Origin of the sequence: Micromonospora sp. NPDC051300, from assembly GCF_044455315.1 — a bacterium.
Taxonomy (GTDB): domain Bacteria; phylum Actinomycetota; class Actinomycetes; order Mycobacteriales; family Micromonosporaceae; genus Micromonospora; species Micromonospora robiginosa.
On the sequence record NZ_JBITEP010000005.1, the window covers coordinates 102,825 to 116,998 of the forward strand.

Genomic DNA, 14,174 nt, shown 5'->3' on the forward strand with positions numbered 1-14,174 from the left:
TCGGTACGCCGAGTGAGGTAGGACCCACGGTGAACAGCGAGGACGAGAAGTACGTCGAGTACCTGAAGCGTACGACCTCGGAGCTGCGGCGCACCCGGCGGCGGCTGCGGGCGCTGGAGGCCCGCGACACCGAGGGAATCGCAGTGGTGGCGATGACCTGCCGCTACCCGGGCGGCGTCGGATCGCCCGAGGAGCTGTGGGAGTTGGTGCGCGACGGCCGCGACGGGATCGGCCCGTTCCCCGCCGACCGGGGCTGGGACCTCGACCGGTTGTTCCACAGCGACCCGGACCACCCCGACACCAGCTACGTGCGGGAGGGCGGCTTCGTCTACGACGCCGGGGACTTCGACGCCGACCTGTTCGGCATCAGCCCTCGCGAGGCGGTCGCCATGGACCCGCAGCAGCGGCTGCTGCTGGAGGCGAGCTGGGAGGCGTTCGAACGCGCCGGGCTGCCGCTGCCGGCGGTGCGGGGCAGCCGAACCGGCGTGTTCGTCGGCGCCGCCGCGCACGGCTACGACGCCATCCTCGCGCAGGCCGGGCAGGATGCCGGGGGGCACTCGCTCACCGGCAACTCGACGAGCATCGTCTCCGGCCGGATCGCGTACACGCTCGGCCTGGAGGGGCCGGCGGTCACCATCGACACCGCCTGCTCGTCGTCGTCGGTGGCGATCCACCTGGCCGTGCAGGGCCTGCGCAACGGCGACTGCGAGCTGGCGCTGGCCGGCGGCGTCACCGTGATGCCCACCCCGGCGGTGTTCGTCGGCTTCAGCCGCCAGCGCGGGCTGGCCGCCGACGGCAGGTGCAAGCCGTTCGCCGCCGCCGCCGACGGCACCGGCTGGTCCGAGGGCGTCGGCATGCTGCTGCTGGCCCGCCTCTCCGACGCGCAGAAGCACGGCTACCCGGTGCTCGCGGTGATCCGCGGCAGCGCGGTCAACCAGGACGGCGCGTCCAACGGGTTGAGCGCCCCGCACGGCCCGTCGCAGGTGCGGGTGATCCGGCAGGCGCTGGCCAACGCGCGGCTCACCCCCGACCAGGTCGACGTGGTGGAGGCGCACGGCACCGGCACCACGCTCGGTGACCCGATCGAGGCGCAGGCGCTGCTGGCCACGTACGGGCAGGAGCGGGAGACGCCGCTGCTGCTCGGCTCGGTCAAGTCGAACCTGGGCCACACCCAGGCCGCCGCCGGTGTGGCCGGCGTGATCAAGATGGTGCTGGCCGTCCGGCACGGCGTCGTTCCGCCCACGCTGCACGTGGACGAGCCGTCGCCGCACATCGACTGGACCGCCGGCGCGGTCACCCTCGCCACCGAGGCGACCCCCTGGCCGGCCACCGACCGGCCGCGCCGCGCCGCGGTGTCCTCGTTCGGCGTGTCCGGCACCAACGCGCACACCGTCATCGAGCAGGCCCCCGAACCGGAGCCGGCGTCGGCCGAGGACGAGCCGGCCCCGGTCGCCCGGCCGGTGGTGCCGGTGCTGCTCTCCGCCCGCTCCGCCGACGCGCTCGCCGCCCAGGCCGGCCGCTGGGCCGCCCGGCTCGCCGCCGCGCCCGAGACGCGCCCGCTCGACGTCGCGTACTCCTCGGTGGTGGCCCGGTCGGTGCTCGACCACCGGGCCGTGGTCGCCGCCGCCGGCCCGGACGACCTGGTCGCCGCGCTGCGCGCGCTCGCCGCCGGTGAGCCGGCCGGCACCGTGCGCACCGGCGCCGGCACGCCCCGCGGCCAGCTCGCGGTGCTCTTCTCCGGGCAGGGCGCGCAGCGTGCCGGCATGGGCCGGGAGCTGTACGCGCAGTTCCCGGTGTTCGCCGCCGCGCTGGACGAGGTGTGCTCCTACCTGGACCGGGCGCTGCCCCGGCCGCTGACGGAGGTGCTGTTCGACGACGGCGACCTGCTGGACCAGACCCGGTTCACCCAGGCCGGCCTGTTCGCGGTCGAGGTGGCGCTGTTCCGCCTCGTCGAGTCGTTCGGCCTGACGCCCGACCTGGTCGGCGGCCACTCCATCGGCGAGGTCACCGCCGCGCACGTGGCCGGGGTGCTGACGCTGGAGCACGCCGCCGCGCTGGTCGCCGCGCGGGGCCGGCTCATGCAGGCGCTGCCGGCCGGCGGCGCGATGCTCGCCGTGGCCGCGCCCGAGGCCGACGTGCGCGCCACGCTCACCGACCCGGACGAGCCGGTCGACGTCGCCGCCGTCAACGGCCCGGCCGCCGTGGTGCTGTCCGGCGCGGCCGACGCGATCGACCGGCTGGAACGACTCTGGCGGGACCGGGGCGTCCGCACCCGACGGCTGACCGTCAGCCACGCGTTCCACAGCCCGCTGATGGAGCCGGTGCTGGCGCGCTTCCGGGCGGTGCTGGAGCGGCTGATGTTCGCCGCGCCGACGCTGCCGGTGGTGTCCAACGTGACGGGCGAGCTGGCCGACCCGGACGAGATCCGCACCGCCGACTACTGGGTGCGGCACGTCCGGGAGGCGGTCCGCCACGCCGACGGCGTGCACGCGCTGCGCGCCGCCGGCGCGGACACGTTCCTGGAGCTCGGCCCCCGCGCCGTGCTCACCCCGCTGACCGCCGACATCCTGCCCGGCGAGCCGGTCCGTGCAGTCGCCGCGCAACGCGGTGACCGCCCCGAGGTCGAGGCGTTGCTGGCCGCGCTCGCCGAGCTGCACGTGCACGGCCACCCGGTCGCCTGGGCCGACTGGTTCGCCGGCACCGGCGCGCGCCGGACCGATCTGCCCACGTACGCGTTCCAGCGCGAGCGCTACTGGGCCGGCGACGGTGCGGCGCGCCCCGAGGTTCGCGGCGACGGCGCGGACGGTGACTTCTGGGCCGCCGTGGAACGCGGCGACCTGCCGGCCGTGGCGTCCGAGCTGGCCGTGCAGGACGACCCGGACGCGGTCGCCGCGCTCGGCCCGGCCGTGCCGGTGCTGTCCTCGTGGCGGCGGGCCCGGCAACGCGACGCGGTGCTGGACGGCTGGTCGTACCGCGTCGAGTGGGAGGCGGTCCGTCCCGCGCCCACCCCGGCGCTGACCGGCCGCTGGCTGGTCGTCGCCGCCGACGACCCGGCGCCCTGGGCGGCGCCGCTCACGGCTGCCGGCGCCGACGTCGACGTGCTCACCGTGCCCGCCGACACCGACCGCGGCGACCTGGCCGACCTGCTGCGCGGCCACCACGAGGCGGGCTGGCGCGGTGTGCTCTGCGTGCTGCCCGGCCCGGACGGACCGCACTCCGACGCGCCCGCCGTGCCGGCCGGGACCGCGCTGCTGCTCACGCTGGTCCAGGCGCTCGCCGACACCGGCCGGGCCGGCCGGCTGTGGTGCGTCACCCGGGGCGCGGTCTCGGTGGGCGGCGGCGAACCACTCGTCGACCCGTACGCGGCCGCCGCCTGGGGCCTCGGCCGGACGGTCGCGCTGGAACAACCGGACCGCTGGGGCGGCCTGGTCGACCTGCCCGCCGACGCCACGCCGCAGCGGGTCGACGCCGACGCGCTGCGCGCGGTGCTCGTCGACGGCGGCCACGACGAGGTGGCCGTCCGGCCGCACGGCACCTTCGGCCGCCGGCTCGTCCCCGCCGCCGCCCCCACCGGCCCCGGCTGGCGGCCGACCGGCACGGTGCTGGTCACCGGCGGCACCGGCGCTCTCGGCCGGCAGGTCACGCGGTGGCTGCTCGCCGCCGGCGCGACCGAGGTGGTGCTCGCGTCCCGGCGCGGCCCCGACGCGCCCGGCGCCGCCGACCTGGCCGCCGAGCTGCCCGGCGCCCGGGTGGTCCGCTGCGACGTCACCGACCCCGCCGCCGTCGCCGCGCTGGTCGCCGACCTGCCCGCGCTGACCGCCGTGGTGCACGCCGCCGGCACCGTCGACGACGGCATCCTCGACGGCCTCGACCCGGCCCGGATGCGGGGGGTGCTGGACGGTAAGGTCCGCGCCGCCCGGGTGCTGCACGACGCCACCACCGGCCGCCGGCTCGACGCGTTCGTGCTCTTCTCCTCGCTCGCCGGCGTGCTCGGCAGCGCCGGGCAGGGCAACTACGCGGCGGCCAACGCCTTCCTGGACGCGTTCGCCGCCTGGCGGCGTGACCTCGGGCTGCCGGCCACCGCCGTCGCGTGGGGCGCCTGGGCCGCCGACGGGATGGCCGCCGCCAGCGCCGAGCTGACCGCGCGGCTGACCCGGGGCGGCGTCAACCCGCTCCCGGCCGAGCAGGCCGCCGCCGCGCTCGGCCGGGTCGTCGGCGCCGCCGGGCCGGCCGTCGTCGTCGCCGACGTCGACTGGGGCCGCCTCGCCGCCGTACGCGGCCGGAACGCGCCGCTGCTCGCCGGCCTGCCCGGTGTGCCCACCGGACCCGCGGTGGTCGCCCCGGCGGTGGTGGTCGGCAGGTCTCTGGCACAGCTCACCGAGCTGGTCCGCACCCAGGCGGCGCTGGTGCTCGGCCACCCGGCCGGCCGGCCGCTGCCCGACCGCACGTTCCGCGACCTGGGCTTCGACTCGCTCACCGCGGTCGAGCTGCGCAACCGGCTCGCCGCCGAGACCGGTACGACGCTGCCCGCCACGCTCGTCTTCGACCATCCCACGGTCGCCGAACTCGCCGCCCACCTGCACGACGCCACCGCGGACCCGACCGGCGGCGCGGTCGTCGCCGCCGACGTCGACAGGCATCGCGAACCCGTCGCCATCGTGGCGATGAGCTGCCGGTTCCCCGGCGGCGTGGCCAGCCCCGAGCAGCTCTGGGACCTGGTCGCCGGCGGCGTCGACGCGCTCTCGCCGATGCCTGAGGAACGCGGCTGGAACGTCGCCGAGCTGTACCACCCCGACCCCGAGCACCTCGGCACGAGCTACGTGCGGGAGGGCGGCTTCGTCGACTCCGCCGGCGCGTTCGACCCGGCGTTCTTCGGCATCAGCCCCCGCGAGGCGCTCGCCATGGACCCGCAGCAGCGCCTGCTGCTGGAGGCGAGCTGGGAGGCGTTCGAACGGGCCCGCCTCGACCCGGCCGCGCTGCGCGGCAGCCGCACCGGCGTCTACGTCGGCACCAACGGCCAGGACTACGGCTCGCTGCTGCTGGCCTCCGGGGACGGCGACGAGAACTACCTGGCCACCGGCGTGTCCGCAAGCGTCATCTCCGGCCGGCTCGCGTACACCTTCGGGTTGCACGGCCCGGCGGTCACCGTCGACACCGCCTGCTCGGCCTCGCTCGTCGCGTTGCACCTCGCCGCGCAGGCGTTGCAGTCGGGGGAGTGCGACCTCGCGCTGGCCGGTGGCGCCACCGTGATGGCCACCCCCGGCATCTTCGTCGGCTTCTCCCGGCAGCGGGGCCTGGCCGCCGACGGCAGGTGCAAGCCGTTCGCCGGTGCCGCCGACGGCACCGGCTGGGGCGAGGGCGTCGGCCTGCTGGTGCTCCAGCGGCTCTCCGACGCCCGCCGCGACGGCAACCCGGTCCTCGCCGTGGTACGCGGCAGCGCGGTCAACTCCGACGGCGCGTCCAACGGGCTGACCGCCCCCAACGGGCCGGCCCAGCAGCGGGTCATCCGACAGGCTCTCGCGAACGCCGGGCTCGCCCCCGACCAGGTCGACGCCGTCGAGGCACACGGCACCGGCACCACGCTCGGCGACCCGATCGAGGCGCAGGCGCTGATCGCCACCTACGGCCGGGACCGGGACACCGACCGGCCGCTGTGGCTCGGCTCCGTCAAGTCCAACCTGGGCCACACCCAGGCCGCCGCCGGCGTCGCCGGCGTGATCAAGATGGTGCTGGCGCTGCGGCACGGCGTGCTGCCGCCCACCCTGCACGTCGACGAGCCCACCCCGCACGTCGACTGGTCCGCCGGCACCGTCGCGCTGCTCACCGAGGCCCGCCCCTGGCCGGCCGCGGACCGGCCCCGCCGGGCCGGCGTCTCCTCGTTCGGCATCAGCGGCACCAACGTGCACACCATCCTGGAGCAGGCGCCGCCGGAGGAACCGGCCCCGCACGACGACGACGCCGGGCCGGCCGGGGAACTGCCCTGGACGCTGTCCGGGCGCAGCGCCGCCGCGCTCGCCGCCCGCGCCCGCGACCTGCGGGCACGCCTCGACGCCGTACCGGACACCGCGCTGCCCGACCTGGCCTGGTCGCTGGCCACCACCCGCAGCGCCCACGAGCACCGCGCGGTGGTGCTCGCCGCCGGCCGCGACGACCTGGCCGCAGCGCTGGGCGCGCTCGCCGACGGCCGTGGAGCGCCGGACACCGTCACCCGCGTCCCCGGTACGCCTGGCGACGTGGTCTTCGTCTTCCCCGGCCAGGGTTCGCAGTGGACCGGCATGGCCGCCGACCTGCTCGACACCGCTCCGGTGTTCGCCGAGACGTTCGCCGCCTGCGCGGCGGCGCTGCGCCCGCACGTCGACTGGTCCCTGACCGACGTGGTGCGCGGCGTGCCCGGCGCGCCGTCGCTGGAGCGGGTGGACGTGGTGCAGCCGGCGCTGTTCGCGGTCGGCGTCTCCCTGGCCGCGCTGTGGCGCTCCTACGGCGTCCACCCGTCGGCGGTCGTCGGCCACTCCCAGGGCGAGATCGCCGCCGCGTACGTCGCCGGTGGGCTCAGCCTCGACGACGCCGCCACGGTGGTGGCGTTGCGCAGCCGGATCATCGCCGGCATCGCCGGCGACGGCGGCATGGTCTCCGTCGCCACCACCGCCGAGGAGGTGACCGCGACGATCGGCCGCTGGGACGGGCGGGTCTCGCTCGCCGCGGTCAACGGCCCGACCGCGGTGGTGGTCTCCGGCGACTCCGCCGCGCTCGACGAGCTGGTCGCCCACTACCAGGGGCGGGACGTGCGGGTGCGCCGGGTGCCGGTGGACTACGCGTCGCACTCCGCGCACGTCGAACCGCTGCGGGAGCGGCTGCGCGAGCTGCTCGCCGGCCTGCGCCCGCGTACCGGCGACGTCCGGTTCCGGTCCACGGTGACCGGCGACTGGTTCGACACCGCCGGCCTGGACGCCGACTACTGGTACCGCAACCTGCGGCAGACGGTCGGCTTCGACGCCGCCGTGCGCGACCTCTCCGCCACCGGCCACCAGACGTTCGTGGAGGTCAGCGCGCACCCGGTGCTGACCATGGCGATGCAGGAGAGCGTCGAGTCGGCCGCCGCCGACCCGGCCGCCGTCACCGTGACCGGCACGCTGCGCCGCGACGAGGGTGACCTGGCCCGCTTCCACCGCGCGGTCGCCGAGGTGTACGCCGGCGGCGCCGCCGTCGACTGGCGGCCCGCGTTCGCCGGCCGGCCGGCCCGCCGGCTCGACCTGCCCACGTACCCGTTCCAGCGGCAGCTCTACTGGCCGCGCCCGGCCGCCCCGACCGCCCCGGTGGTGGCCGGCACGGTCGAGGTGGACGAGGTCGACGCCCGGTTCTGGGCGGCCGTCGAGGCCGAGGATCCGGCCGCGGTCGGCGCCGAGCTGGCCGACGCCGCCGAGGTGCCCACCGACGCCCTCACCGCGCTGCTGCCGGCGCTCGCCGCCTGGCGTCGCCGGCACCGCGACCAGGCGACCGTCGACTCGTGGCGCTACCGCGACGGGTGGCTCCCCGTCGCTCCCGACGGCCCCGCCGCGCCGACGCTCACCGGCGCCTGGTGGGTGGTCACCGGCGCCGACGCCGACGGCGAGCCGGTGGCGGCCGCGTTGCGCCGGCACGGCGCCGCGGTCGTCGAGATCGCGTTGACCGGCACGCCCGACCGGGACGCGCTCACCGACCGGCTGCGCGAGCTACACCGGGACACCCCGCCCGCCGGCGTGGTCTCGCTCCTGCCGGCCGACGAGACGCCGCTGCCCGGCCACCCGCACGTGCCGGCCGGATTCGCCGGCACCGTCACGCTCACCCAGTCGCTCGGCGACGCCGGTGTCCGCGCGCCGCTGTGGACGCTCACCCGGGGCGCGGTCTCCACCGGCCCCGGCGACCCGCTGACCCACCCGACGCAGCAGCTCGCCTGGGGCTTCGGCCGGATCGCGGCGCTGGAACACCCGGACCGCTGGGGTGGCCTGGTCGACCTGCCGGACACCGTGGACGACCGCACCGCCATCCGGCTCGCCCGGGTCCTCGCCGGCGCGGACGGGGAGGACCAGGTCGCGCTGCGCTCCACCGGCGCGTACGGGCGGCGGCTGCTGCGCGCCCCGCTGGGTGACACGCCCGCGCCGCGCGACTGGCGGTCCACCGGCACCGCGCTGGTCACCGGCGGCACCGGCGCGCTCGGCGGGCACGTGGCCCGCTGGCTCGCCGCGAACGGCGTCGACCACCTGGTGCTGCTGAGCCGGCGCGGCCGGTCCGGCGACGGCGTCGCCGAGCTGGCGGCCGAGCTGACCGCGCTGGGCGCCCGGGTCACGGTGGTGGCCTGCGACGCCGCCGACCGGGACGCGCTCGCCGGGGTGCTGGCCGACATCCCCGCCGAACATCCCCTCCGCGTCGTCGTGCACACCGCCGCCGTGCTGGACGACGCGGTGATCGGCGCGCTGACCCTGGACCAGCTCGACCACGCGCTCGCCGCCAAGGTCACCGCCGCGGTCAACCTGCACGAGCTGACCCGCGACCACGACCTCGACGCGTTCGTGCTGTTCTCCGCGATGGCCGGCACCGTGGGCAGCTCCGGCGTCGGCAACTACGCCCCCGGCAACGCCTACCTCAACGCGCTCGCCGAACACCGGCGCGACCTCGGCCTGCCGGCCACCTCGATCGCCTGGGGCGCCTGGGGCGGCGGCGGCATGGCCGACGGCGAGTTCGGCCGGATGCTGCACCGCCACGGCGCGCCCGAGATGCATCCCCGGCTGGCGATCGCCGCGCTGCACCAGGCGCTCGCCCACGACGAGACGTTCCTGACCATCTCCAACATCGCCTGGGACCGGTTCCGGATCGCGCTCACCGCCACCCGCCCGGCCCCGCTGATCGCCGAGATCCCCGAGGTGCGGCGGCTCGCCGCCGACCGGGAGCCGGCGGAGACCACCGAGGCCGAGCCGACCGGCGCGTTCGCCCGGATGGCGTCCGCGCAACGCCGGCAGGCGCTGCTCGACCTGGTCCGCGACCAGGCGGCCACGGTCCTGAAGTACGACGGCGGCCAGGCCGTCGACCCGCACCACGCGTTCCGGGACCTCGGCTTCGACTCGGTCACCGCGGTCGAGCTGCGCAACCGGCTCGGCACCGCCACCGGGCTGCGGCTGCCGGTCACGCTGGTCTTCGACTACCCGACCGCCACCGTGCTGGCCCGGCACCTGGACGAGGAACTGGGCGGCGGCGCCGGGATCGAGGCGGCGGCCGTCGGCCCCACGCCGCTGTCCGACGACGAGCCGGTCGCGATCGTCGCCATGTCCTGCCGGTTCCCCGGCGGCGTCACCGACCCCGAGCGGTTCTGGCAGTTGCTGCACTCCGGCCGGGACGCGGTCTCGGACCTGCCCGGCGACCGCGGCTGGGACGTCGACCGGCTCTACGACCCCGACCCCTACTCCGCCGGCACCTCCTACGTCCGCACCGGCGCGTTCCTCTACGACGTGGCCGACTTCGACGCCGGGTTCTTCGGCATCTCACCGCGCGAGGCGGTGGCCATGGACCCGCAGCAGCGCCTGCTGTTGGAGACGTCGTGGGAGGCGATCGAGCGGGCAGGGGTTGACCCGGGTGGCTTGCGGGGTTCACGAACAGGGGTGTTCGTCGGCACGAACGGACAGGACTATGGGGCCCTGTTGATGGTGTCCGCGGACGAGGTCGAAGGGTTCGCGAGCACCGGGAACGCGGCGAGCGTGGTCTCGGGGCGGGTGGCGTACGTGTTGGGGTTGGAAGGACCTGCGGTCTCGGTGGACACGGCGTGTTCGTCGTCGCTGGTCGCGCTGCACCTGGCGGCGGCCGCGCTGCAACGCGGCGAGTGCGACCTGGCGCTCGCCGGCGGCGTGACGGTCATGTCGACCCCCGGACTGTTCGTCGAGTTCTCCCGGCAGCGCGGCCTCGCTCCCGACGGGCGGTGCAAGGCGTTCGCCGCCGCCGCGGACGGAACCGGATGGGGGGAGGGCGTCGGGATGCTCCTGGTCGAACGGCTCTCCGACGCCCGGCGCAACGGGCACCCGGTGCTCGCCGTGCTGCGCGGCAGCGCGGTCAACCAGGACGGCGCGTCGAACGGGCTCACCGCGCCAAACGGCCCGTCGCAGCAGCGGGTGATCCGGGCGGCGCTGGCCGCCGCGCGACTTGGCCCGGCCGACGTGGACGTGGTGGAGGCGCACGGCACCGGCACCACGCTCGGCGACCCGATCGAGGCGCAGGCGCTCATCGCGACGTACGGGCAGGGCCGGGACGACGTCGAACCGCTGCTGCTCGGCTCGGTGAAGTCGAACATCGGCCACACCCAGGCCGCCGCCGGCGTCGCCGGTGTGATCAAGATGATCCTGGCCATGCGGGCCGGCGTCGTCCCGACGACGCTGCACGTGGACGCGCCGTCGCCGCACATCGACTGGTCGGCCGGCGCGGTGGAACTGGTCACCGAGAACCGGCCCTGGCCGGGCGGCGGGTCCGCCCGCCGGGCGGCGGTGTCGTCGTTCGGCATCTCCGGCACCAACGCGCACGTCATCCTGGAACTCCCCGACGAGGCTGCCACCGAGGCGGACGCCGCCCGACCCGGCCTGCTGGACGCCGCCGTCGTGGCCTGGCCGGTGTCGGCGCGGACCCGCGACGGGCTCGCCCGGCAGGCCCAGCGGCTGTCCCGGCACCTGCGCGCCGACCCGGCCGACCCGGCCGTGGTGGCGTGGTCGCTGGCCGCCACCCGGTCGGCGTTCGACAGGCGTGCCGTCGTGCTCGGGTCGTCGGTGCAGGAGTTGCTGTCCGGTCTGGACGCGCTCGCGTCCGGTACGCCGTCGCCGGCGGTGGTGACCGGCACGGCGGAGCGGCCCGCCGGCCCGGTGTTTGTGTTCCCGGGTCAGGGTGCGCAGTCGGCGGGGATGGCTGCCGGTCTGGTGGGTCGGTGCGCGCCGTTCGACGCGGCGTTGGCCGAGTGCCAGGTGGCGTTGGCTCCTTTCCTCGATGTGGATCTGGTGTCGGTGTTGACCGGCGGTGACGAGTCGTGGTTGGAGCGGGTGGAGGTGGTGCAGCCGGTCCTGTGGGCCGTGGGTGTCGCCTTGGCGGCGGTGTGGCGGCATGTCGGGGTGGTGCCGCAGGCGGTGATCGGGCATTCGCAGGGCGAGATCGGCGCCGCGTGCGTGGCCGGAATCCTGTCCCTGGACGACGGGGCCAAGACGGTGGCCCTGCGGTCGCGGGCCCTGTCCGCGCTGCGCGGCACCGGCACGATGGCCTCGGTCGACCTGTCCGCCGACGACGTCACCGCCCGGCTGGCGGCAAGCGCGACGGCGTCGGTCGGCGCGGAGTCCGACGGCGCCGGCACCGGTCCGGCCCCGACCGGATCACGGTTCGCGGGTGTGGGGGTCGCGGCGGTCAACGGTCCGGCGACCGTGGTCGTCTCGGGTCCGCCGCAGGCCGTCGCCGATCTGGTGGACGCGTGTCAGGCCGACGGGATCCGGGCCCGGTTGATCCCGGTCGACTACGCGTCGCACTCGGCGGCGGTCGAGGAGGTCGCGCAGCAGTTGCGCACCGACCTGGCCGACGTCACCCCACAGCCCGGTCATACCCGTCTGGTGTCGACGTTGACCGGGGACTGGGTGGACCCGGCGACGATGACCGCGGACTACTGGTACGACAACCTGCGCCGCACGGTGCGGTTCGACACGGCCGTGCGCACGGCGGTCGAGGCCGGTCACAGCACGTTCGTGGAGATCTCGCCGCATCCGGTGCTGGCTATGCCGGTGACGGCGATCCTGGACGACCTCGGCACCGCGGGGCACACGCTGTCGACGCTGCGCCGGGGTGAGGACGACCCGACGCGGCTGCTGACCAACCTGGCCACCGCCCACACCATCGGCCTGCCCGTCGACCTGAGCACCGTGCTCGCCGAGACCGACACCGTCGCACTGCCCACCTACGCGTTCGACCGGGCCCGCTACTGGCCCCGCGCCGGCGTCGCCGCGCCCGCCGCCGGTGACGGCCCGACAGGCGTCGACGCCGCCTTCTGGGCCGCCGTCGACAACGAGGACCTCGCCGCGCTCGCCGACCTCACCGCCGCCGACGCCGCCGAATCCCTCGACCGGCTCGGCGCGGCGCTGCCGCTGCTCGCCGACTGGCGGCGCCGGCACCGCGACCGGTCCACCCTCGACGACCTGCGCTACCGGGCCGTCTGGCAGCCGTACGGCGGAATCCCGGTCGGCTACCTCACCGGCCTCTGGTGGGTCGTCGCCGACGAGGCCGTCACCGCCGAGGCGGAGACGGCGGTGGCCGAGCTGACCCGGCGCGGCGCCGACGCCCGACTGGTGCTGCTGCCCGCCGACGCCACCGACCGCGCCGCCGTCGCCGCCCGGCTCACCGCCGCCGGCCCCGACCCGGCCGACCGGGTGCTCTCCCTGCTCGCGCTCGCCGACGGCCCGGTCGACGCCACCGAACCGGTGCCGCCGTTCCTGGCCCGCTCGCTCGCCCTGGTCCAGGCGCTCGGCGACCTCGACGTGGCCGCGCCGCTGTGGTGTCTCACCCGGGGCGCCGCCGGCACCACCCGCGACGGTGGCGCCGGGCGGCCCGAGCAGGCCCTGCTCTGGGGCCTCGGCCGGGTCGTCGCGCTGGAACACCCGGAACGCTGGGGCGGCCTGGTCGGCGTGCCGGCCACGCTCGACGACCACGGCTGGGACCTGCTCTGCGCCGCGCTCACCGGACCGGACGGGGAGGACCAGCTCGCCGTCGACGGCGTCACGCTGCTGGTCCGCCGGCTCGTCCGGGCGCCCGGTGGCGGCGTCGACCCGGACCCCGACCACCCCGGCACCACGCTCGTCACCGGCGGCACCGGCGCGCTCGGCGGGCAGGTGGCCCGCTGGCTCGCCGACCGGGGCGCGGCGCACCTGCTGCTGGTCAGCCGGCGCGGCGCCGACGCGCCCGGCGCCGCCGACCTGGTCCGCGACCTCACCGAGCGGGGCACCCGGGTCACGGTCGCCGCCTGCGACGTCGCCGACCGGGCCGCGCTCGCCAAACTCCTCGACGAGGTACCCGCCGACGCGCCGCTGACCGGCGTCGTGCACACCGCAGGCATCCTCGACGACGGGGTGCTCGACGGCCTCACCACCGACCGGATCGCCGACGTGCTGCGGCCCAAGGTGCTCGGCGCGCTGCACCTGCACGAGCTGACCGCCGAGCGGGACCTGCGCACGTTCGTGCTCTTCTCCGCCCTGCCCGGACAGCTCGGCGCCGCCGGGCAGGGCAGCTACGCCGCCGCGAACGCCTACCTCGACGCGCTGGCCGAGCAGCGGCACCGGCAGGGCCTGCCGGCCACCTCCGTCGCCTGGGGTCCCTGGGCCACCGGCGGCATGGCCGACGCCGACCCCGCCGTCGCGGAACGCCGCCGCCGCAGCGGCGTCGCCCGGCTCGACGGCGATCTCGCGCTCACCGCGCTCGCCGGCTGCCTCGCCCGCCGTGAACCGGTCACCGTGGTCGCCGGCATCGACTGGGCCCGGTACGTGCCCGGCTTCACCGCGGTCCGGCCCAGCCCGCTGCTCACCGGCGTCCCGGAGGCGCTCCGCGCCACCGCCGAGCGCGCCGACGACGCCGGCCCCACCGCCGAGTCGCTGGCCGCCCTGCTCGCCGGGCAGAGCGAGGCGGAACGCCGCAAGACGCTGCTCGACCTCGTCCGGGGCCAGGCGGCGGCGGTGCTCGGGCATGCCTCGGACACCGCCGTCGAACCCGACCGGGCGTTCCGGGACCTCGGCTTCGACTCGCTGACCGCGGTGGAGCTGCGCAACCGGCTCACCGCCGCCACCGGCGTCCGGCTACCCGCCACGGTGGTGTTCGACTACCCGACCGCCGCGCTGCTCGCCGACCACGTCCGCGCCGCCGTCGTGGACGGGGGAGCGGCAGGCGCCGCGCCGGTCTTCGGCGAACTGGAACGGCTGGAGGCGGCGCTGTCCGGCGCCGCCCCCGACCGTGGCGCGCGACTGCGGATCACCGAACGGCTCCGGACGCTGCTGGCCTCGCTCAACGAGGTGGACGCCCCGGCGGACGGCGACGGTGTCGCCGACAAGCTCCAGGACGCCACCCCGGACGAGGTCTTCGACTTCATCGACCGCGAGCTGGGGGTGTCCTGACGTGACCGCTGCCGGCTCGGGGCAACACAGGGA

1 protein-coding gene is annotated in these 14,174 nt (G+C 76.8%); it reads left to right on the top strand.

Features of this window, described 5'->3' with window-relative positions:
- Positions 1 to 29 precede the first annotated feature (29 nt).
- A complete protein-coding gene (locus ACIA5A_RS07865) occupies positions 30 to 14,141 on the top strand; it encodes a type I polyketide synthase (protein ID WP_396757768.1) in 14,112 nt (4,703 codons plus the stop codon).
- The last annotated feature ends 33 nt before the right edge of the window (positions 14,142 to 14,174 follow it).